The sequence below is a fragment of the Pseudomonas sp. LP_7_YM genome (genome assembly GCF_004364435.1).
In the GTDB taxonomy this organism is placed as follows: Bacteria; Pseudomonadota; Gammaproteobacteria; order Pseudomonadales; family Pseudomonadaceae; genus Aquipseudomonas.
The window spans coordinates 992,918-1,013,511 of sequence record NZ_SOCT01000001.1; the positions used below are offsets into that span (position 1 = coordinate 992,918).

Annotated in this window: 19 protein-coding genes and 2 pseudogenes; 12 read left to right on the forward strand and 9 right to left on the reverse strand. The window is 60.2% G+C overall.

Annotated elements, in window-relative coordinates:
• Positions 1–116 precede the first annotated feature (116 nt).
• From EC915_RS04415 to EC915_RS04430, 4 genes are all read right to left on the reverse strand, one after another.
• On the reverse strand, positions 117–1,697 hold the full coding sequence (locus EC915_RS04415) for a type III effector (protein ID WP_133749282.1): 1,581 nt from the start codon (positions 1,695–1,697) through the stop codon (positions 117–119).
• Between the two features lie 106 nt (positions 1,698–1,803).
• Positions 1,804–2,685: a lytic transglycosylase domain-containing protein gene (locus EC915_RS04420; protein WP_166650924.1), complete on the reverse strand. Its 882-nt coding sequence runs from the start codon at positions 2,683–2,685 to the stop codon at positions 1,804–1,806.
• Between the two features lie 165 nt (positions 2,686–2,850).
• Entirely contained in the window at positions 2,851–5,208 is a 2,358-nt protein-coding gene (locus tag EC915_RS04425; RefSeq protein ID WP_133749284.1) for a type III effector HrpK domain-containing protein, read from the reverse strand.
• Between the two features lie 375 nt (positions 5,209–5,583).
• Complete coding sequence (locus tag EC915_RS04430) at positions 5,584–6,138, reverse strand: RNA polymerase sigma factor (RefSeq protein ID WP_133749285.1); 555 nt, start codon at positions 6,136–6,138, stop codon at positions 5,584–5,586.
• 244 nt (positions 6,139–6,382) lie between these two features.
• Between EC915_RS04430 and sctW the strand changes: the two genes are divergently transcribed.
• The 12 genes from sctW (at position 6,383) to sctU (ending at position 17,064) form a co-directional block, all read left to right on the forward strand.
• Positions 6,383–7,504 carry a type III secretion system gatekeeper subunit SctW gene (gene sctW / locus EC915_RS04435; RefSeq protein WP_305955372.1) on the forward strand — a complete coding sequence of 374 codons (1,122 nt, stop codon included), beginning with the start codon at positions 6,383–6,385 and terminating at the stop codon, positions 7,502–7,504.
• Positions 7,504–9,594 carry a type III secretion system export apparatus subunit SctV gene (gene sctV / locus EC915_RS04440; RefSeq protein WP_133749286.1) on the forward strand — a complete coding sequence of 697 codons (2,091 nt, stop codon included), beginning with the start codon at positions 7,504–7,506 and terminating at the stop codon, positions 9,592–9,594. The genes sctW and sctV overlap by 1 nt, the downstream gene beginning before the upstream one ends.
• An 18-nt stretch (positions 9,595–9,612) precedes the next feature.
• On the forward strand, positions 9,613–10,599 hold the full coding sequence (gene sctD / locus EC915_RS04445; RefSeq protein WP_133749287.1) for a type III secretion system inner membrane ring subunit SctD: 987 nt from the start codon (positions 9,613–9,615) through the stop codon (positions 10,597–10,599).
• Entirely contained in the window at positions 10,596–11,945 is a 1,350-nt protein-coding gene (locus EC915_RS04450; protein ID WP_133749288.1) for a FliI/YscN family ATPase, read from the forward strand. Before sctD ends, EC915_RS04450 begins: the two co-directional genes overlap by 4 nt.
• 191 nt (positions 11,946–12,136) lie before the next feature.
• Complete coding sequence (locus EC915_RS04455) at positions 12,137–12,583, forward strand: YscO family type III secretion system apparatus protein (RefSeq protein WP_133749289.1); 447 nt, start codon at positions 12,137–12,139, stop codon at positions 12,581–12,583.
• A gap of 6 nt (positions 12,584–12,589) precedes the next feature.
• A complete protein-coding gene (locus tag EC915_RS04460) occupies positions 12,590–13,141 on the forward strand; it encodes a type III secretion system HrpP C-terminal domain-containing protein (protein WP_133749290.1) in 552 nt (183 codons plus the stop codon).
• A complete protein-coding gene (locus EC915_RS04465; RefSeq protein WP_133749291.1) occupies positions 13,138–13,860 on the forward strand; it encodes a type III secretion system protein in 723 nt (240 codons plus the stop codon). The genes EC915_RS04460 and EC915_RS04465 overlap by 4 nt, the downstream gene beginning before the upstream one ends.
• Entirely contained in the window at positions 13,850–14,272 is a 423-nt protein-coding gene (locus EC915_RS04470) for a FliM/FliN family flagellar motor switch protein (protein WP_133749292.1), read from the forward strand. The genes EC915_RS04465 and EC915_RS04470 overlap by 11 nt, the downstream gene beginning before the upstream one ends.
• Positions 14,269–14,922 carry a type III secretion system export apparatus subunit SctR gene (gene sctR, locus EC915_RS04475; protein ID WP_133749293.1) on the forward strand — a complete coding sequence of 218 codons (654 nt, stop codon included), beginning with the start codon at positions 14,269–14,271 and terminating at the stop codon, positions 14,920–14,922. Before EC915_RS04470 ends, sctR begins: the two co-directional genes overlap by 4 nt.
• Positions 14,923–14,929: 7 nt before the next feature.
• Positions 14,930–15,196 carry a type III secretion system export apparatus subunit SctS gene (sctS, locus tag EC915_RS04480; protein ID WP_133749294.1) on the forward strand — a complete coding sequence of 89 codons (267 nt, stop codon included), beginning with the start codon at positions 14,930–14,932 and terminating at the stop codon, positions 15,194–15,196.
• Positions 15,197–15,991, forward strand: a complete 795-nt coding sequence (gene sctT / locus EC915_RS04485; protein ID WP_133749295.1) for a type III secretion system export apparatus subunit SctT — start codon at positions 15,197–15,199, stop codon at positions 15,989–15,991. It begins immediately after the preceding gene.
• Positions 15,988–17,064, forward strand: coding sequence for a type III secretion system export apparatus subunit SctU (sctU, locus tag EC915_RS04490; RefSeq protein WP_133749296.1), 1,077 nt, complete (start codon positions 15,988–15,990; stop codon positions 17,062–17,064). The genes sctT and sctU overlap by 4 nt, the downstream gene beginning before the upstream one ends.
• Before the next feature lie 188 nt (positions 17,065–17,252).
• On the opposite strand, the gene EC915_RS04495 is transcribed toward sctU, so the two are convergent.
• The 5 genes and pseudogenes from EC915_RS04495 to EC915_RS04515 all read right to left on the reverse strand — a co-directional run bounded on the left by EC915_RS04495 (position 17,253) and on the right by EC915_RS04515 (position 20,223).
• Positions 17,253–17,726: a Dps family protein gene (locus EC915_RS04495; protein WP_133749297.1), complete on the reverse strand. Its 474-nt coding sequence runs from the start codon at positions 17,724–17,726 to the stop codon at positions 17,253–17,255.
• A gap of 103 nt (positions 17,727–17,829) precedes the next feature.
• A pseudogene (locus EC915_RS04500) lies at positions 17,830–18,104 on the reverse strand (ATP-binding protein); the annotation flags it as partial.
• A 1-nt stretch (position 18,105) separates the two neighbouring features.
• Positions 18,106–18,312, reverse strand: a pseudogene (locus EC915_RS25545) (two-component sensor histidine kinase); the annotation flags it as partial.
• Positions 18,313–18,315: 3 nt separating this feature from the next.
• Positions 18,316–19,227 (reverse strand): sigma 54-interacting transcriptional regulator, encoded by a 912-nt coding sequence (locus tag EC915_RS04510; protein ID WP_133749298.1) that lies wholly within the window; start codon positions 19,225–19,227, stop codon positions 18,316–18,318.
• A 48-nt stretch (positions 19,228–19,275) separates the two neighbouring features.
• Complete coding sequence (locus EC915_RS04515; protein WP_133749299.1) at positions 19,276–20,223, reverse strand: sigma 54-interacting transcriptional regulator; 948 nt, start codon at positions 20,221–20,223, stop codon at positions 19,276–19,278.
• Between the last annotated feature and the right edge of the window lie 371 nt (positions 20,224–20,594).

A 20,594-nucleotide genomic window follows, 5' to 3' on the forward strand; every position in this document is an offset into this window, starting at 1 on the left:
CCCAGCACCAGTCGGCGCAAGCTCGACAAGCTTTTTCATCGCCAATGCAACTGTGACCTCCTGCGCATACCGGGTGACACCGTGACAGGAAGCCACCAGCGGCATGGCCACTTTGTTTATCCAAGTTCGACATCGCCGGCGTCGGTGGTTCTGTCACGCCGCCGCACATGATTGGCGTACTGCGCACGCAATGCCGCACCGGTGGTCACCACCACATTGTTGACACCGTGGGCAGCCGACTGCGCTACGGCCCTGGCGCCCTCCACGGTTTTGCTGCCGACTGCGGTCGCCGTTTGTGCTGCGACCCGCGCCCCTGCTGCAGTCTTGTTGCCTGCAACCACCGCCGCGTGCGCTGTCGCCTTGGCGCCTTCTACGGTCTTGTCACCGACGAATGTCGCCGAGCTCGACGCTGCGTCCTTCACTGTTTTCTGCAGAAAGTCTTCCGCAGCGCGGGTCGCCGGGTCGGTCACCACACTGGCGGTGGTCCAGCCAGCGAACACCGCTGCCGAGGCAGCAGTGTTGGTCAACTGGCTGACGGCACTCTTGGCATAGGGGTTGGTGAGATTTTTGGTCGCCAATTCCTGTAGCTTGCCCACACCGGCAAAGCCTCCGGCCAGCGCCAGGCCGTTCTGGGTCAGGCTGGTGGCCGAGAACAGACTGCGCACCGCTTTGCTGCTGTCGGTCAGGATGTCCAGCGGCATGCCGGCCACGCGCTTGCCGGCATTAAGTGCAGCGCTCGAATAAGTGGCGTTCTTGATGGCTTTGTAAGCATCGAGCCATTCGGTTTCGTCGTCCAGCGGTTTGGCCTCAGCGTCTTTGCGGCCGAACACATAGGCACCACCGCGCAAGTGATCGCGGTTCTCGGTAGTTTGCAGGCGGTTGCCGAAAATCGCATTGGCGCCCAACCCACCGAGCGTTGCGATAGAGGTATCGACCGCCGCCTGAGTCTTTGGACTTCCAGCCAGCGCCGTGCCCGCCACTGTGCGCACCGCGTTACGCGCGGTATAGCCCTGGATCGCTCCACCCATATCGACGCTCTGCTGAACAAGGCCCGGGGCGTGGCGTTTTTGCGACGCAGCCATGGCGTCATGCAGGTTGTCGGGGGAGGTTTTCAAAAACTGGTTATCGCCGGTGACGCGGTTCATCACGCCAGTGCCCACCTGATCCATGACTCCGGACACGATCCCGGGAATCAGCGGCGTCAGGGGTTTGAGCGGTGCAGGCAGCCAGACGCCCTTGTTGATCGCAGGTCGCATGTATTGCAACGCGGTGGCAGCGGCAAACGGCATGGCGCGGAAAGCACTTGAGGCACGGGTCGCCCCTCGGTCGAACTTTTCGCCTTTGGCCAGGGTTTCGGCGATATCGTCAGGGGTCTGATTCTCTCGCTGGAGCACGCGCGCGCGACTGTCAGCAATGGCGTCGAGCTGTTGATTGTTCCGAGTGACACCCTCGTTATGCTGATTGATTTCGTCCAGGTCGGCCTGACTGACGTCCCGGGGAACCGGCTTGAGAGTTTGATAATGGGCGTCGAATACATGTTGCTTCAGGAAGTCAGCAATCTGTCTGACTTGTGTCTGGATCTGTGGCGCAGACAGGGCGGCGGCCTGGGCAGGCGCATGACTGGCCCCGGCGCCCTGGGTCGTATCGGTCGGCAGGGTCGGCGCTGCCCCTTGAATGTGTCTTGGAAGGACGTTCATGCAAAACCTCGCGTCAAGATGCGACCGTCCCCCCTTCAGCGGGCGACGGCCGATAACCCTCCCGGCTGATGCACAACGGCGCACCGGGCGTTTATAAAACGGATGATCAGGCCGGCAACTCCCCCTGCCCACTCTCGATGATTTTTGCGAAGTTCATTACGTTCTTCACGTAGTCCGGATCGCCGATCCCGCCTGCGTTGGACAGGTCGCTTTTGTCCACTTTGTCGGGACCTGAGTTGTAGGCGCGCAAGGCCGAGCCCACATCGCCAAACTCTTTTTGCTGGTCGCGCATATAAAGCGCGCCCGCCATGATGTTGTCGTGGGCGTTGTTTACATCGGCATTGCCCAGCAGGTCGGGATTGTCTTTTTTAAGGCCGGCGAAGGTGTCAGCGTTGACCTGCATCAGACCCGCATCGGTCTTGCCGTTGACGTTGGTGGTGTCATCACCCAGCTTGCCACGCGACTCGGCCCAGATCTGCCCGGCCAGCACACTCGGCGAAACCCCGGTTGCCTTGGAGGCGTCCATGATGTCGGCGCGGTAAGGTTCGAGCTGCTGGGGCAGATGCAAATCACCGGATCCGCTTAGCGAAGTATCCCCCGACACGCCGCTGGCGGTATCGCTGGTGGGTGTACTCATCCCGGACTCACCGTCCGCCGAAGCCACGGCATCGCCACCACTACCCGCGCTGTCGACGCTGCCCTCTCCTGCGCCACCTGAGCTACCGACGCCGCCTCCACCGCCACCCTGAGTCGCCAGATTATTGGTGGCCGGTTGACTGCTGTTGGAATTGGACTGGTTGGGGTTGTTCTGCATGAGCATCTGCATCAGTTGCATCAACAGGCTCATGATCTGCTGGGCCACACCAGACTGATTCTGGGTGTTCTGGCTGTCGTTGCCCGACAGTGGATTGCTTGCATCCGTTTGCGAGTCCTGGCTGTTCGGGGGGGCGAAATTGACCTGCGATTGCGTGGAATTGGCAAACAACAGACTGCTCGGGTCAATGCTTTGATTGCCGCCGCCGTTCGACGCGTTTTGCTGCCCGGGTTTGCCACTTAGCGACGAAAAATCCGGGTGGCTGGCGAGATCCTGCTGCGGACGAACTGACGAAACACCAATATTCATGATCGTTTACCTCATTCAGGTCAGGTGGCTTCAATGGGCCTTGGGGATGCCGAACTGGTCCAGAACCGGATCGACGTTATGGTCGAAAGCTTTTTGCGCCTTGTGTTTCTTTACCGCCTCGATGATGGCCGAGATGCCGAAACCCAGGCTCATGGCGGCGTCGGCGATCCAGCCCACCACCGGGATCGAAGCACCGAGTGCAGCACCGGCGGCAAGACCGGCTGCTTCACCGGCGACCATGCCTGCGACACGTCCACCCACCTTGGCGGCAACCTCGCCCAGCCCGGCGCGACCTGCGGATTTGGCGACCGCGTCGTAGCCATGCTTGGCGGCCGAGAGCCCGGATTTGGTACTGTCGTAGATGCCCTTGGCGGCATCGGTCTTGTCGCCGCGGGCAAGCATGTCCGAAACGGAGGCGAAGCCTGCGACCGAGCGCAACGCCGCCGGGCCCATTTTCGAGGCGACCTGCGCGGCCATAGAAGGCGCGTGGTCCTTGTCTCCTTCAGCGTTTTCCAGCACTTTGCGACCGGCTTTCGAATCCTGAAGCTGAGCAAAAGTGGCCTGGACGTAATTCGATTGCTGGCCCTGCACGAAGTCCTCAGGCAACACACTGTCGTACGCCGCTTTCTGCGCATCGGCGCCGTTCAGTGCGTCTTCACCGTCGGCTTTTTTCTGGTGCAGCAACTGCTTGATGGCGCCGCCTTCGCTGAAGTTCTGCTGGTAGGAGTCCTGAACCTTGCTCTGCAGGTCCGGCCTTTGCCCCACAACCTGTTGCGCCGTCGGCACATTGGCATCGGCGCCGAGCAGATCCTTTTGCATCTGCAACTGCGCAGACAGTCCGCCCAAGGCGCTGCTGTAGTCGGCGTTGGGTTTGTCCTTGCTGGTCGCCTTGTCAGCGGTGCTCATATCGGTCTGCAGCGCTTCTGCGCTGTTGACCTTTTGCATCTGCTCGTTGACCGCCTTCTGCAAGCTTGGCGTGCTGTTGACCAAGGCGCGGGATTGCTCAGGGATCTGCTTGTCCAGAAATGCCTGTACATCCGGGTCGGCTTGCAACTGGCTTATTTTTTCGTTCAAGGCATCTTCGGTTTTTTCCGTTTTACGCAGGTCCTTCCCGGCCTCCACACTTAGCTGGGTCTGCTGCAACTTGACCATCACCGCGGCCTTCTGCTCGCCGCTGTATTTGGACGGGTTGTCGAACACGTCCTTACCCAGCTTGCTGATATCGGTGTTCGCGACGCAATTGAGGGTTGCTGCGTCGCTGAGCACGCTGGCAAATTCGCCGCCGTTGGTGGGCGCCTGTTTCTTGATCCAGTCGCTGATGTTGCTGGCGCTGAACTGCTTGTCGGGGCTGTGCGCGGCCAATGAACGCCCTTGCAGGCCACCCTGATCGATCTGGGTAAGAAAGCCCGGCTGCGACCAGGTCTTGGCTGCCTGTTTGAGCGGTCCGCCCAGTCCCGGATTGTCGTTCTGAATGGCTTTGAGGCCCTCGGCGTTGGTCAGGTTATTAACCTTGCTTTGGTCCTCGGCACCCTGGGCATGTTTCGGATCGGCGGCCCGGGTCATCGGCTCATTGGCGCGCATCAGCGCGGCACTGCGCACCAGTTCAAGGGACTGCGGATCGGCGTCCGGGTGATCTTTTTGGTAGCTCGCGATGTCCTTGTCGCCACTGTCGGCCGCTTTCTGCATGTTCTTGGCGAACGACTTGAGATCGCCGTCGGTGATCTTGCCGTCAGCCTTGCCGCCGTGCTTACCGGTGTCCACTGCGGCTTTGAGTGAAGGGTTAGCGTTGATGAACTCCATGGCCTTGGCCGCCTCGGGGCCTTTCTCGGCGGCCATGCGCGCGGCGGCGATGGGTCTGTTGAGCTCTTTTGCCGCCTGCTCGCGCTGATCGGCCGGCAAGTTGGCGACCATCGGCGCCCAGCGCTCCAGCTCCTTGGGTGATGAGTATTCGGAGTCATCGAGAAAACTGGCTTCGGTAGCCTTGGGCTGGTCGGCGGTTTTGGTGGCGTCGCTGGGAACGCTTGGCTGGGCCGAGTTGACGTCGTTGACCGCAGCGGGTTTCTGCGCAGGAGCCGGCGCTTGGGCAGGCGTCTGGGTCGGGACGTCCACCGCAGGGGTCTGAGTAGCGTCCGGTTGCGACTGCCCATTGCCTTTGAACAACTGCGCGAGCTGGTTCAGCAACAACAGCAGTTGTTTTTCCGTGGACTGCACATTGCCGGATGGCTGCGCCGTATTCGCACCGAACTGCACATTGCCAGCCGAGGCGCCCCCTTGGGCCAGCGCCTTCGCAGCGTCAGGTGCAGCCTTGGCGAGGGGCGATTGCTTGATCGAGTCGCTACCCTCCGATTGAGGTGCGATACCGCTGTAAGGGCTGTTCGAAATACGCATGGGAGTCGCCATCCGGGAATGAAGGATGGCAACTGTGTGGTCCGCAATGAAAGTCAGTTCCGGGAAATGTTTCTGTTTGTGTCCCCTGATCCCGTTTTCTGCCCATCAATCCTGTTGATGAGCACCATAAAGCCAATTGTCTTCAGCTTCTCAAGGGCGCGCGTACCATCACGCCATTGCTTGCAACATCCTCTCGCCGCGGACTACCTGCCATGACTTTCCACCTGATCAATGCTGCCGCCCTGACGGGGGCCACCGTCTTTTTGGTCAATCGCGCCTTTGCGCTCTACGACCTGATCAACGCGGCAACGGTTTCCGAGCACATCTGAAACGGTCCTGCCGTTTCGGCTGCGCTCGACTGCGCCTCAATCAACTTCAGGCGAACGGGTCCATCTGCCGCTTCAATTGCTCCCGTGCCCGGGACAAGCGTGAACGCACGGTGCCGATGGGCACGCCCAGCGACGTTGCCGTTTCCTGATAGTTGCCGTCCATTTCCAGCGACACTTCGATCACCCGCTGCATGTTGGAAGGCAACGCATCGATCGCCCTGGCCACCCGTACCAATTGCCGAAAACCGTCCACTTGATGGCCGATGTCGCCATGGCTGTCGAGCTCTGAGTGAGTATGGTCTTCCCAGCTCTCCTGATAAGGCTGGCGGTACATCTTGCGAAAGTGATTACGGATCAGGTTAAGCGCAATGCCGCACAGCCAGGTCTGCGGTTTGCTCGCGTTCTGGAACTTGTGCTCGCTGCGCAACGCTTCGAGAAAGGTGCATTGCAGGATGTCATCGACATCGTCCGGGTTCATCACCCGCTTCTGGATAAACGCACGAAGCATCTTGACCTGATCACTGGACAGCTGACGGATACCTGAAACCGGTTGACGGCGAGTGGACGGATCAATATCGAGTATCGCAAGGCTTGGAAACATCAGGGCTCTTCCTTGTTTGAAGTGTATTAGCCCTATAGCGAGATGCATGCCAGTTAATTTATATATTTAAGCCCTTGATTAATAAGGAAATTTATTTGATAACGCTTTCAGCTTGTGCAAAAACTTGCGCGAGGACACTGAATCGTCAGCAGTTTTTGGCACAGATGCATCTCTTGCCGGATTGATGGAACCGTAAACGCTGCACGACCCACTCAGAGCGCATGACCACGCTCAGAATCGTCCTATGAAGATCTCCGCTCCCGCCGTTACCCAAGCGATGCACGCTATCGAGACCGCTGCTGTCAATGCTGTGAAGAACGCGGCGATCCCGACTGCATCGCTGCGGCCCACAACTGCGAACCCGGGTGGGACCTCACCGCAACAGGTGTCGCGGTTCGCCTCTGCGCTGGTACAACAGAGTCGCAGCCTTGGTCAGCGCGAACTGATCGCCAGCAGCAATGCGCTGCAGTCGCGGGCAGTGAAGCTGGGTGAGTTGTATCAGCTGTTGATGGGCAGCCAGAACACCGGGCTGGACGATGCGGCGCGCAAGATGCGCAAGCAATTGCAGAGCCAGCGGGCGGCCAGCCTTGAACAGATTCTGAGCTTCTCGGAAGGCGATCCGGCTCAGGCTCATGTGGTGCTGCAGGCGGCCAGAAAGCAGGCGCAGGCCGACGGTGCCACCGGTGAACACGTGGTCCTGACCCAACAGCTGAAGCTGCTGCGGCGCAAATACGGAAAACGCGCCCGGGCCGGCATCAACAGCGCCAAGGCGTTCGCCAGGTCGGGCATCGACAGCAAGCGCCGCGGTGCGCTGCGCGGTCTGTACGACGTTGCCATTGCCGGCCAGCAAAACATCACCGGGCTGATCGACGCCTTGCTCAGTGAACAAGAGGAAGTCGGCCAATTCGAGCTCAACCTGCGTGACATGCGTTGCGCCATTGCCGACGACCTGTCGGCACTCACACCGTCCACCTCGCCCCAGCAACTGCGCACGTTGATGCACGGCCTCAATACCGCGCGTCACGTCGCCACCCTGCTGCAGAGCTGCGAACACCTGCTGGGGCGCATGCGCAACAAGAACCCGGGACTGCAAGTGGACACGGCGTCATTTCTCAAACACCTGCTGGCCCTGTCCGGCAAGGGCATGAGCCTTAATGAAACCCTGCAATTGACCCAGCACATCGGCGGGAAAAAGCTCAAGCATCAGCTGGCCTTCCTTAACGGGCTGCGGCCCATGCTGCAGCAACTGCCGATTCTGCTGTGGCGCGACATTAAAAGCCGACAAAGCGCTTTGGGCAACCTGCTCATCCTTATGGCCGAACTGACTCGGCTGGAACAGAACCAGCTGCACGGGAGCCTCGCCTGATGGATCGTGTCATCAACCTGCTCAACCAGCTCGCTCTGGCCGCGATGCGGCGTTCGGAAATCGTCGGTGCCTTCGTGGTCATCGCCATTGTCTTCATGATGATCACGCCGCTGCCCACGGGTCTGGTGGATGTGTTGATCGCCATCAACATCTGCATCTCCTGCCTGTTGATCATGCTTGCCATGCACCTGCCCAGGCCGCTGGCATTTTCGACCTTCCCGGCGGTGTTGCTGCTGACGACCATGTTCCGGCTGGCGCTGTCGATTTCAACCACACGCCTGATCCTGCTCAATCAGGACGCCGGGCATATCGTCGAAGCGTTCGGGCAGTTCGTGGTAGGCGGCAATCTGGCCGTGGGTATGGTGATCTTCCTGATCCTTACCGTGGTCAACTTTCTGGTGATCACCAAGGGGTCGGAGCGGGTTGCCGAAGTGGGTGCGCGCTTCACGCTGGATGCCATGCCCGGCAAGCAGATGTCCATCGACAGTGATTTGCGGGCCAACCTGATCAGCGTTCATGAAGCCCGTAAGCGCCGTTCAGAACTGGGCAAGGAAAGCCAGCTGTTCGGGGCCATGGACGGGGCCATGAAGTTCGTCAACGGCGACGCCATCGCCAGCCTGATCATCGTTGCGATCAACATGATCGGCGGCATCGCCATTGGCGTGGTGCAGCACAACATGAGCGCAGGCGATGCGCTGCAGGTCTATACCGTACTGACCATCGGTGACGGCCTTATCGCGCAGATCCCGGCGCTGCTGATCTCGGTGACCTGCGGCATGATCATCACTCGGGTGCCGGACGAGGAGCGCGCCGAAGCCAATATCGGCCGGCAGATCGCCGAGCAGATCACCAGCCAGCCCAAGGCCTGGATCATTGCTGCCGTGGCGATGCTCGGTTTCGCCGCCCTGCCCGGCATGCCGACCGCTGTGTTCATCGTCATCGCGGTCGTCTGCGGCACCGGCGGTTTCCTGCAATTGCATCGGGCCAAGCCCCAGGCTGAACAGGGTCAGGCGATCGCGGTAGCCCCCGAGATGAATGGCCGTGAAGACCTGCGCACATTCTCCCCCAGCCGTCAGTTCGTGCTGCAGTTTCACCCCAGTCAGAGTCCGGCACTCATCGAAGCGCTGGTCAGCGAAATCCGCCAGCGCCGCAACCGTCTGGTGGTGCAGTACGGCTTGACCCTGCCCTCCTTCATCATTGAACAGGTCGAGCACCTGTCGCCGGACGAATTCCGCTTTACGGTCTACGAAGTTCCATTGCTCAAGGCGACGCTCACTCAGAGCCACGTAGCGGTGGAGGCGCGCCTGCTCGAGGAGTCGCCCGACACTGGTGTGTACGGCAGTGTCGAGCGTCAGGAAGGCCAATGGGTATGGCTGCCGGCCGACGATCCGCAGCTGCATGAGCATGTCGAACGGGTCGACGCCATGACCCTGATCATCGAGCGCATGGAACGCGCGCTGCAGTCCTGCGGCCCACAATTCATCGGGCTTCAGGAGACCAAGGCGATTCTCGGCTGGCTGGAAAACGAACAGCCGGAGCTCGCACAGGAAATGCAGCGGGTGCTGCCACTGGCCCGGTTTTCTGCGGTGTTGCAGCGTCTGGCATCGGAATGCGTGCCGCTGCGAGCGATCCGCGTGATCGCCGAAACCCTGATCGAACATGGTCAGCACGAACGTGAAGTGACCGTGCTGGCCGACTACGTGCGCATTGCGCTGAAGTCGCAGATTTATCACCAGTATTGCGGTGCCGAAGGCCTGTTGGTCTGGGTGCTGACCCCGGAGAGCGAAGGCATTCTGCGCGACGGCCTGCGCCAGACCCAGACTGAAACCTTCTTCGCCCTGGACAACGAAACCAGCCAGTTACTGGTGCAACAACTGCACATCGCTTTCCCGGTGCGTACCGCCGACCGAGCCGTGCTGTTGGTCGCACAGGATCTGCGCAGCCCGCTGCGCACCTTGTTGCAGGAAGAGTTCTACCACGTGCCGGTGCTGTCCTTCGCCGAGATCAGCAACGCGGCGCAGGTCAAGGTGCTTGGCCGCTTCGATCTGGAAGATGACCTGGATGAGCTGGATAACGAGTACGCCGCTTGAGTTCCTGGAGAGCTTCGCATGTTTGAATTACGGGTATTGACCGGCCTGCACCAGGGCGCCGCGTTGCCGCTGGTCGGTGAGCAATGGGCAATCGGGTCAGATGCCGAACAGGACTTGGCCCTGCTTGATCCGGGCGTCGAGCAACTGCACTGCCGTTTGCAACGCCAGGGCGAGCACTGGTTGCTCAATGCCGCCGATGGCCGTATCGGCGATCAGGAAGGCCACCGTCATGAAGCGGCCGAACTGACCACCAACACGGCCTTCGTGCTCGGCTCGGTATGGCTGTGCGTATCAGCGGCAGAAGATGCATGGCCTTCCGTGCCCGTGGTAATTCAGCCACCGCCGACCGAGCCACAGGCACAGCCCGAACCGCAGTCCCAAGCCCAGTCCAGTGCGCCGCCGCTGGAGAAAGTCACCTCCCGTTCCCGGGTACTCAATCGCACCACTGGGGTAATCGTCGGCGTTCTGCTGGGCATCGCCGGCAGCGCCTGGAGCCTGACGCGCAGCAGCGCGCCTGACTCAATGGCCGCAACCGTCGCCGTCCACCCTTCTGCACAAACCGCACAGACCGCGCAGAAGTCGAAACCGGCAGCCGAACCGGCGCACAAACGTATTCAGCTGAGCAACGTCGAGGATACCCGACGCCAGCTCAACACCATGCTCAGCGAGCGCCTGCTCAGTGGCATCAATGTGCAGCAGACACCTGAAGGCCTGGCACTGAGTGGCAACCTTAAGGCTGAATCGCAAGTGGTGTATCAGCGCATGCTGCAGCGCTTCAAGGATCGCTACGATTCACCGGTAGCCTTGATCGACAACGTGACCACTTCGAACAACGGCTTGCCCTTCACCATCGTACAAATCATGTCCGGGCCACACGCGCATCTGGTCACCGCCGACGGGCGTCGCCTGTACGTCGGCGATGAGCTGGCGGGATTGCGCCTGACCCGCATCGACGATAATCGCATCCAGTTCGATGGCGAGCGGCATTACGAGGTGAACTGGTGAACGCCGCACTCGACCAGTGGAAAGCCGGTCATGCCAGGCGCCTGAGCAGCTTTTCGGCGGTGCAGGTCAGTGGCCGGGTGAGCGCGGTCAACGGTATCTTGCTGGAGTGCCAGATTCCGGCCGCCAAGGTCGGCGATCTGTGCGAGGTGAGCAAGGCTGATGGCAGCACCATGCTGGCCGAAATCGTCGGTTTCACTCGCGACTGCACGCTGCTCAGCGCGCTGGGTACACCCGATGGCGTGCAGGTGGGCGCGCATATCCGGCCATTGGGTATGGCTCACCGCATCGGCGTCGACGACAGCCTGCTGGGCAGCGTGCTCGACGGCTTCGGCAGACCGCTGCTGGGGGATTCACAAGGTGCGTTTGCCGGCCCGGGTGATCGACGAGTGACGTTGCCAGTGATCGCCGATGCTCTGCCGCCCACCCAGCGCCCGCGCATCAGTAATGCACTGCCCACCGGCGTGCGCGCCATCGACAGCGCGATTTTGCTGGGCGAAGGCCAGCGGGTCGGGTTGTTCGCCGGTGCCGGTTGCGGCAAGACCACGCTGATGGCAGAACTGGCGCGCAACATGGCATGCGATGTGATTGTTTTCGGCCTGATCGGCGAACGGGGCCGTGAGCTGCGAGAGTTTCTCGACCACGAACTGGACGCCACCCTGCGCAGCCGCTCGGTGCTGGTCTGCGCCACGTCGGACCGTTCGAGCATGGAGCGCGCCCGCGCTGCCTTCACCGCCACCGCCATTGCCGAGGCCTATCGGGCCCGCGGCATGAAGGTGCTGTTGTTGTTGGACTCCCTGACCCGCTTCGCCCGAGCGCAGCGCGAAATCGGCATCGCAGCTGGCGAGCCCCTGGGCCGCGGCGGGCTGCCGCCGTCGGTCTATACCCTGCTGCCGCGCCTGGTCGAGCGTGCGGGGATGAGCGAAACCGGCTCGATCACCGCGCTTTATACGGTACTGATCGAGCAGGATTCGATGAACGACCCGGTGGCCGATGAAGTGCGCTCGCTGCTGGACGGCCATATCGTGCTGTCTCGCAAACTGGCCGAACGCGGCCACTACCCGGCCATCGACGTGCAAGCCAGCATCAGCCGGATTATCAGCAACGTCACAGGCCGCGAGCACCAGCAAGCGAACAACCGACTGCGGCGGCTCATGGCGGCTTACAAACAGGTGGAAATGCTCCTGCGGCTGGGCGAGTACCAGCCCGGCGGCGATCCAGTGACCGACTGCGCGGTACAGCTCAACGAGCCGATCAATGCTTTTCTGCGTCAGGACCTGCGCGAGCCAGTGCCGCTGGAGGAAACCCTGGACGCCTTGATGCGCTTGACCTCGCAATTGCCGGAGTGACGTGTCGGTCATGACGCCTGCGAACGTTAGCGGGGTTGCCAACGGGCTATGAAGCTTGCAAATGCATTCCCGTTGGACCTGCAGGAGCTGTGCGACAGCCGCGAGGCGGCGAGTCGGTCACCTTATGCAGTGGCTGGAATAATACCTGCGCGTAAAGGTGCGAAGTCGTCGGCTAACAAGGGGCCTGTCTGATGGAAGAAGAACTGGAAGTCGATCCGCAACAGCTGGCCATGGAACAGGTGATCGGCGTGCTAACGCCGCTGCGCCAGCACCGCCAGGCCAGTGCCGAGCGTGCGCAGCGCAAGGCTCAGCAAGCGCTTTTGGACATGCAGGCGCATCTGCAGGAAACCCGTGAAGCCTTAAGCCAGGAGCGAGTCAACCAGCGCGAACGACGCCAGGTTCTGAGCGAGGCGAATCTGTGCAAAACCATGTCGCTCAATGACCTTGATCGCTGGCATGAAAAGGAAAATCGCATGCTTGATCGCTTGGCCTACATCCGCCAGGACGTCGAGCAGCAACGGCTGGGTATCGATGACCAGCAACAGCGTCTGGAGCAGGCAAGGGCGGCCGCCAAAGCCTCGCTGCGTGCCGTGGAAAAGCTGGCCTGCCTGGCCGAAGCCCTCAATGAACAAGGTTGAGTTCCGATGAATACGCCGATCAAAGCACCACCCCGCCCACCTGCCCAGCCTGCGCAACGCCCGGTACCTGCCGAGCCGGCAGCACCGAGCGCCAACCGTCCGGGTCTGGGTACCCTGCGTCGTGGCGACGTCGAGCGCTTGCGTTCGGCCTTCAGTCAACCCGATCAGCACGAGACGCTAAGCGCAGACGGCATGTTTTTTTCTCAGCTACTGGTGCCTGCGGTCGGCGAACAGCCCGACCAATCCGGCTTCGGCGGCAGTGGTGTGAACCTGTTGCCGCCTGGCGACGGCGTACCTGCCGGTTTGATCGATGAGCTGGCGGAGCGCCTGCCCTCGCAACCTGAGGGGCCGTTCAGCGTGACGCTGCTGATGCCCAACCTGGGTCGGGTCCAGGTCAATGCCAACAAGCGCGATAACCAGTGGAACGTTGAATTGGGGTTTGCCCGGCGCGGCGTGCTCTCACGGTTGAGGCCGCATCAGCGTGCCTGTGAAAGTGCCCTGGCCGATGCCTTGGGCCATGACGTCGGCCTGTCTTTTCATGAGGAGTACGCAGCATGAGTGCATTGGCGTTGCGCAAAGTTGATCCGATGACAGCCCGCTTCAGTCGCCGACTGGGTGCCGGGGCGAGCCTGGCATTCGAGGCCCAGGGGATGCGTGGAGAACTGAGTCTGCGCCCGTTGACACCCGACAGTGCCTGGGAGCCCCCCGTGTACTGGTTCAACAGCAGCATCGGTGTGTTTGGCCTGAGCGACGCCGAAGCGATGCTCAGTCTGATGGGGGAATTGCCCGTCACGCTCTCAGGCCAATCCCAGCCCTGGTATTGGCAAATGCTCAATCAGCGATTCAGCCCAGCCATTGCGGAACTGCTTTCGCCCCTTGAGCCACTCAGCGATATGACTGCACTGTCTGCCACTGCGCTGACCTGCCGGATTCAACTGCGTCTTGGCGAAGAATCGCTACATGGGTTGATCCGTGCCGATGCCCAGGTGCTGCTGCGATTGCTCGAAGGGCCTCAATGGGAATTCCGTTTGCAGGCGCTCGATGAGCAATTACCGCTCGCTCAGCCACTGGAGCTTGGTCAGCTGTCGTTGAGCCTTGAGCAACTGGCCTCACTGCAACCGGGTGATGTGCTGCTGCCGCCGCACTGCAACTTCGGCAGCGACGGCAATGGCCGCCTGCAACTGGGTGGACGGCAATGGGCAGTGCAGACCGACAGCCACGAACGACAGCTGTATGTACGGCTCAGCCACGAGGAATACCTGGAACATGGCCAATGAAGCGCTCTATGACGAAGAGCTGGACACCTCGGACGACGATGACTACCAAGAGTCGCCCCCAGGCTATGACGCCTACTCGGATGCCGAGCAGCCTGCAGCCGATGAGGCTCAATGGCTGCAACCTGAGTCGCCACCCGAATCCACATTCGAAGAAGGTCTTGCCGCAGCCGATGCTCAGCCTCTGCAAGGTCTCGATCAGCTGCCAATGGCGCTCACGCTGCGCTGTGGCAGCCTCAATCTGACCCTGGGTGACCTGCGTCGGATAGCGGCCGGTACGGTGCTCGAAGTCAGCGGCGTCACCCCGGGTTTTGCCACCCTCTGCCACGGCGATCGTGTCGTTGCCGAAGGTGAACTGGTGGACGTCGACGGTCGGCTGGGCCTGCAAATCACCCGAATGGCGTCGCCCGCATGATGACCGACGGGATGAACCCGGTATTCCTGGCGCTGTTTCTCGGCGCTTTGTCGTTGATTCCGTTTCTGCTGATTGTCTGCACGGCTTTTTTGAAAATTGCCATGACGCTGCTGATCACCCGTAATGCCATCGGTGTGCAGCAGGTGCCCCCGAACATGGCCATGTACGGTATCGCCCTGGCGGCGACCATGTTCGTCATGGCACCGGTGGCCCACGAAATTCAGCAGCGGGTGCATGACCGTCCGCTGGAAATGGGCAGCACCGAAAAGCTGCAAGCCAGCGCCAATACCGTCATCGAGCCCCTGCAACGCTTCATGACCCGCAACACCGATCCCGATGTCAGCGCCCACCTGCTGGAAAACACGCAACGCATGTGGCCCAAGGAGATGGCCGATCAGGCGAGCAAGAGCGACCTGCTGCTGGCGGTTCCGGCGTTCGTCCTGTCGGAGTTGCAGGCCGGTTTCCAGATCGGCTTTCTGATTTACATTCCGTTCATCGTCATCGACCTGATCGTCTCCAACCTGCTGCTGGCGCTGGGCATGCAGATGGTCTCGCCCATGACCATTTCCCTGCCGCTCAAGCTACTGCTTTTCGTGCTGGTGCAAGGCTGGACGCGACTGCTCGATAGCCTTTTCTATTCGTATATGTGAGGCGGCGATGGAAGCGTTGGCGTTGTTCAAGCAGGGCATGTTTCTGGTGGTGATCCTGACCGCCCCACCACTGGGTGTCGCGGTGCTGGTGGGCGTCATCACCTCGCTGATTCAGGCATTGATGCAGATTCAGGATCAGACGCTGCCCTTCGGTATCAAACTGGCAGCGGTCGGCCTGACCCTGGCGATGACGGGGCGCTGGATCGGCGTCGAACTAATTCAGTTCATCAACATGGCGTTCGACCTGATCGCGCGCTCCGGGGGCGCCCACTAGATGCCGTTCGACGCCCAGGGGCTGTTCGAGCTGATGCTGGGCATGGGTCTGGCCGCTGCACGTCTGCTGCCGTGCATGATTCTGGTGCCGGCATTCTGCTTCAAATACCTCAAGGGCCCGTTGCGTTATGCCGTCGTGCTGGTGGTGGCCATGGTGCCCGCACCGGCCATCAGTCGGGCGCTGTCTTCGTTCGAAAATGACTGGTTTTCCATCGGTGCGCTGCTGCTCAAGGAGGCCGTGCTCGGGACACTGCTGGGGCTGTTGCTGTATGCGCCCTTCTGGATGTTCGCCTCGGTGGGCGCGCTGCTCGACAGCCAGCGTGGCGCTTTGAGTGGGGGCCAGCTCAACCCCGCGCTGGGGCCTGATGCCACCCCGCTGGGCGAGCTGTTTCAGGAAACCCTGATCATGCTGGTGATCCTCTCCGGCGGCCTGTCGTTGATCACTCAGGTGATCTGGGACAGCTATCAGGTATGGCCACCCACTGCTTGGCTGCCGGGCATGACCGTGGAAGGTCTGGATGTATTTCTGGAACAATTGAACCAGACCCTGCAGCACATGATGCTCTACGCGGCGCCCTTCATTGGTCTGCTGCTGCTGATCGAAGCGGCGCTGGCGATCATCGGGCTGTATGCGCAACAACTGAACGTATCGATTCTGGCCATGCCTGCGAAAAGCATGGCCGGCATTGCGTTTCTCTTGATCTATCTGCCGACGCTGCTGGAGCTGGGCAATGGTCAGATCATGCAACTGGCTGATCTCAAGCACCTGTTGACGCAACTGGTGCCAACGCCATGAGCGAGAAAACAGAAAAGGCCACACCCAAACAGCTGCGCGATGCGCGCGAGAAAGGTCAGGTCGGGCAAAGTCAGGACCTGAGCAAACTGCTGGTCCTGATGGTCGTCAGTGAGGTCACGCTGGGGCTGGCCGATGAAAGCGTGGCGCGTTTGCTGAGCTTGCTGTCGCTGTCGTTTCAGGGCATCGGCAAGCCGTACATGCACACCATCGAGCAGGTGGCCAGCGAAGGCGCCACGGTGCTGGTTGGCTTTATTCTGAGCAGCGTCGGGGTGGCCATGCTGATGCGCCTGGTCGGCAGCTGGATGCAGATCGGGTTTCTGTTCGCGCCCAAGGCGTTGAAGATCGACATCAACAAGCTCAACCCTTTTGCGCATGCCAAGCAGATGTTTTCCGCACAGAACCTCACTACGCTTTTGTTGAGCGTGCTCAAGGCGATGGCGATAGCGGTGACGCTGTATGTGGTGGTCAAGCCGTCGCTGGGGGCGTTGATCCTGCTGTCCAATACCGACCTGACGACGTATTGGCATTCGCTCTTGCAATTGTTCCGCCACATCCTCAGGGCGACCCTGGGCCTGTTGCTGGTGATCGGCGCTGTTGACTTTGCGCTGCAGAAGTACTTTCACGCCAAAAAACTGCGCATGAGTCACGAGGACATCAAGAAGGAATACAAGCAGTCCGAAGGAGATCCACACGTCAAAGGCCACCGTAGACAATTGGCGCATGAGCTGTTGAATCAAGCGCCGAGCGCACCTCCCAAGCCGGTGGAAGACGCTGACATGGTGGTGGTCAACCCGACCCACTACGCTGTTGCGCTGTATTACCGGCCAGGACAGACGCCCTTGCCGCTGATTCACTGCAAGGGTGAAGACGACGACGCTCTGGCGCTTATCGCTCGGGCGAAAAAAGCCGGAATCCCGGTGGTGCAAAGCATCTGGCTGGCGCGCACCCTGTACAAGGTCAAAGCGGGCAAGCACATTCCTCGCCCGACCCTGTTGGCGGTGGCGCATATTTATCAGGTGGTGCGGCAATTGGAAGAAGTCACCGATGAGGTGATCCGCATCGAGGAGCAATAACGCCATGGGTGCAGCAGAAGCGGCGTGGAGTGAGTTTGCTTACCGAAGCGCCAAATCCGAGAATGGCGCCGCGCGTGCGCTGCCGTCGTTACCTGCGACGTCTCCTGCAAGGCGAACGGTGCCTCTCCAAACGTTTGCAGAGGCACCGTTCAGGACGCGGGCCGTGCTTTCAGGTCACGTAATAGCTGTTACTCGCTTTCCAGCAACGAGCGCAGCATCCACGCCGCCTTTTCGTGCACCTGCATGCGTTGGGTCAGCAAATCGGCGGTAGGTTCGTCGCTGACCTTTTCCAGCAGCGCAAACATGCCGCGCGCCGTACGGACCACCGCTTCCTGCCCTTCCACCAACTGCCGGATCATGTCCGTAGCGGCAGGCACACCGGGTTCCTCTTTGATCGACGACAGGCGCGCATAGGTCGAATAGGTGCCGGGTGCCGGAAAACCCAATGCGCGAATGCGCTCGGCCACGGAATCCACGGCCGTTGCCAACTCCGTGTACTGTTCCTCGAACAACAGATGCAGCGTGCGGAACATCGGTCCGGTCACGTTCCAGTGGAAATTGTGGGTTTTGAGATAGAGCACGTAGGTGTCTGAGATCAAGCGCGACAGCCCTTCCACGATTTCTGCGCGATCCTGTTCGTTGATGCCGATTTCAATAGTCATGTGAATCTCCCTCTGGTCTTTCTGACTTTTTACGAAGGCCTAGTGTAAGAAGCCATCCAGGCCAGCGGAAATCATCCCTGACAATCACGCCCATCGACGCTGACTATTGCTTGGGCAATACCGCCTGCGCGGTCTGCTGATCGACCGGTAATGCAAACCTGAACGTCGCGCCCTGCCCCGGCACATCCACCAGCTTGATCCTGTGCCCGTGCAGTTGCAGGATCTGATGCACGATCCGCAGGCCCAGACCGCCATCGCGGCGTGCCCACCGATATTGAACGGACGCAGGAACAGGCCTTCGCGCAATGGGGCAGCGATTGCCGGTCCGCTGTCGCTCATCGTCACCTCGACAAAGCGGCCTTTGGGTAACAGCGACACCGTCCACTAGATAGGCCTCGACGCTGGGGTTGACCAGCATCAGTTGGCTGAACAGCTCGCGCACTGCATCGGGCTTCAGCCCATTGGCGTCCATCAGTTGGATATCACGGGCGATGTGCTGGGCGAGGTTGCGAGACAGCCCCTGCACCACTTCCAGCTCGTGCATCTTGTTCGGGCGCACCTGTGGCAATACCGAGGTACAGCTCATTGCCTAGACATCCAGTTCTTTCATCCGGTGATACAAGGTTCGACGAGGGATCTCCAACTCCTGACTCACCGCATCAATGCTGTTGTTGTGCCGCTTCAGGGCGGCCTGGATCAAGACTTTCTCGATCACCCGCAATTGAGACTTCAAGCCGGTTGAGGATTCTCGTTCATCGCCCGGCTCCTCCCCCAATAGCGGGAAGCCCAACACAAAGCGCTTGGCAGCGGATTTGAGCTCCCGGATATTGCCCGGCCACTGATGGTTCAACAACACGTGACGCAGCACCCCGCTGACATCGGGCAGCGTCAGTCCGGACTCTTGGGCTGAGACCATGGCAAAGCGCTGGAACAATGGAAGGATGCGCTCTCGTTGAGCGCGCAGCGGGGGCAGTTTCAACGTCAGGACATTGAGCCGGAAATACAGATCCCGGCGAAACCGCCCCTGCTCTACCAATTCGTCAAGTGCGTGCTGGGCCGAGGCAATTACACAGACATCCAGAGCGATAGGCGTTGTCGAACCCAGACGTTCCAGTTCGCGGGTTTCCAGCACCCGCAGAAGCTTGGCTTGAAGGCTCAGCGGCATGCTGTCGATCTCATCCAGGTACAAGGTGCCGCCCTGCGCCGCTTCGATGTACCCAACCCGGGAACGGTCCGCACCGGTGTAGGCACCGCTGACCACGCCGAACAACTCACTCTCAGCCAGCGACTCCGGTATGGCCGCGCAATTCATCGCCACAAGACGGCCCTGGCGACCAGACAACTCGTGAATACGCGCCGCTACGGTATCCTTACCCGTACCGGTCTCACCCGACAACAACACATCGATGCCCAATTGCGAAATGCTTTGGGCGATCACCGTCAGGTTGGGCACATGGCTGTCATCGGCCAACTGATCTTCAAACACATCGTACACACTCATCCACGACCTCTGGAGTTTCAGGGCTGCGAGACAACAGCGATTCAGGCGTCAGGAAAGCAGCGGATCGGTGGTGCCAAGGCAGCTCAGGCCCAGCGCTTTCATGCGGTGATACAGGGTACGTCTGGGAATCTCCAGTTCCTGAATAACAGCGTCCAGGCTGTGCTTGTGGCGCTTGAGGGCATCCTCGATCAGCATTCTTTCGATCACCCGCAGCTGGGTTTTCAGCCCCGTTTCAGGATCACGGTCAGGCTCGATATCGGCACCCAGCAACGGAAAGCCGAGCACACAACGTTTGGCCGCCGATTTAAGCTCGCGGATGTTTCCAGGCCAGGCATGACTGAGCAACACCTGCACCAGGCCGTTATCCAGCGAGGGAACCGGACGATCGAAATCGCTGGCAATGGTCTGGGTGAACTGGTCGAACAACGGCAGGATCTGCTCGCGACGATTGCGCAAGGCTGGCATCTGGATGGTCAGCACATTGAGACGAAAAAACAGGTCGCGGCGGAAAAGCCCTTGTTCCACGAGTTCATCCAGAGGTCTTTGCGCCGAGGCGATCACCCTGAGATCTACCGGAATGAATTCAGTTGAGCCGAGCCGTTCGATGCCTCGGGTTTCCAGAATGCGCAACAGCTTGGCCTGAAGGCTCAACGGCATGCTGTCGATTTCGTCGAGGTACAACGTCCCGCCGCACGCAGCCTCGATATAGCCCTGTCGAGACCGGTTGACCCCTGTATACGCACCGTTTACTACGCCGAATAACTGGCTTTCGGCCAGCGATTCAGGAATGGCAGCGCAATTCATCCCGACAAAGGCGCCTGTCCGGCCGGACAGCTCATGGATGCGCTTTGCCAGCGTGTCCTTACCGGTTCCTGTCTCCCCGCACAGGAGTAGATCCATGCTGAGGTTCGCGGTGTTCACCGCAATCTGGTGAATATCCAGTGTTGCGTTTCCTTGCAAAGACGAACGGCCGCTTACATCGATTTCTTCTTTCATCGATACCTCTCAAATTGGGTGCAAGCGATTTATTAGTACCACGCATTACAAAGGCAGCAATAATTAATTTTAGTTCCCGCATGGCTTGAGAACAGGATCACAAAGTTTCCGCCATGATATCAATGTGACTCCACTCTAGGAGAGCAACTAAAGGCACGAGGATGCGTTTCAAACACGTATTTAAATTCTTGTCTTGCGTCCAGCAGACTAATGTTTTATCGCCCCGTCTTCAGAAGGGAATCATTCTCACCCACTATCGCATTACATTGATAATCAACAGGTTATGCTCTATTTCAGTGCGTTTCGGTGAGCGGCAGAGCAACCCATGCCGGCGTAATCGACTCAAGGCTTAGCTATCCCGTGGTGCCTTT

What these genes read in the sequence shown, in the direction of transcription:
- EC915_RS04425 (WP_133749284.1), bottom strand. Translation starts at nt 5,208, where the DNA reads ATGCGTATTTCGAACAGCCCTTACAGCGGTATCGCACCTCAATCGGAG.
- sctS (WP_133749294.1), top strand. Translation starts at nt 14,930, where the DNA reads ATGGAAGCGTTGGCGTTGTTCAAGCAGGGCATGTTTCTGGTGGTGATC.
- sctU (WP_133749296.1), top strand. Translation starts at nt 15,988, where the DNA reads ATGAGCGAGAAAACAGAAAAGGCCACACCCAAACAGCTGCGCGATGCG.
- EC915_RS04455 (WP_133749289.1), top strand. Translation starts at nt 12,137, where the DNA reads ATGGAAGAAGAACTGGAAGTCGATCCGCAACAGCTGGCCATGGAACAG.
- EC915_RS04495 (WP_133749297.1), bottom strand. Translation starts at nt 17,726, where the DNA reads ATGACTATTGAAATCGGCATCAACGAACAGGATCGCGCAGAAATCGTG.
- EC915_RS04515 (WP_133749299.1), bottom strand. Translation starts at nt 20,223, where the DNA reads ATGAAAGAAGAAATCGATGTAAGCGGCCGTTCGTCTTTGCAAGGAAAC.
- EC915_RS04430 (WP_133749285.1), bottom strand. Translation starts at nt 6,138, where the DNA reads ATGTTTCCAAGCCTTGCGATACTCGATATTGATCCGTCCACTCGCCGT.
- EC915_RS04460 (WP_133749290.1), top strand. Translation starts at nt 12,590, where the DNA reads ATGAATACGCCGATCAAAGCACCACCCCGCCCACCTGCCCAGCCTGCG.
- EC915_RS04470 (WP_133749292.1), top strand. Translation starts at nt 13,850, where the DNA reads ATGGCCAATGAAGCGCTCTATGACGAAGAGCTGGACACCTCGGACGAC.
- sctT (WP_133749295.1), top strand. Translation starts at nt 15,197, where the DNA reads ATGCCGTTCGACGCCCAGGGGCTGTTCGAGCTGATGCTGGGCATGGGT.
- sctW (WP_305955372.1), top strand. Translation starts at nt 6,383, where the DNA reads ATGAAGATCTCCGCTCCCGCCGTTACCCAAGCGATGCACGCTATCGAG.
- sctD (WP_133749287.1), top strand. Translation starts at nt 9,613, where the DNA reads ATGTTTGAATTACGGGTATTGACCGGCCTGCACCAGGGCGCCGCGTTG.
- sctV (WP_133749286.1), top strand. Translation starts at nt 7,504, where the DNA reads ATGGATCGTGTCATCAACCTGCTCAACCAGCTCGCTCTGGCCGCGATG.
- EC915_RS04465 (WP_133749291.1), top strand. Translation starts at nt 13,138, where the DNA reads ATGAGTGCATTGGCGTTGCGCAAAGTTGATCCGATGACAGCCCGCTTC.
- EC915_RS04510 (WP_133749298.1), bottom strand. Translation starts at nt 19,227, where the DNA reads ATGAGTGTGTACGATGTGTTTGAAGATCAGTTGGCCGATGACAGCCAT.
- EC915_RS04415 (WP_133749282.1), bottom strand. Translation starts at nt 1,697, where the DNA reads ATGAACGTCCTTCCAAGACACATTCAAGGGGCAGCGCCGACCCTGCCG.
- sctR (WP_133749293.1), top strand. Translation starts at nt 14,269, where the DNA reads ATGATGACCGACGGGATGAACCCGGTATTCCTGGCGCTGTTTCTCGGC.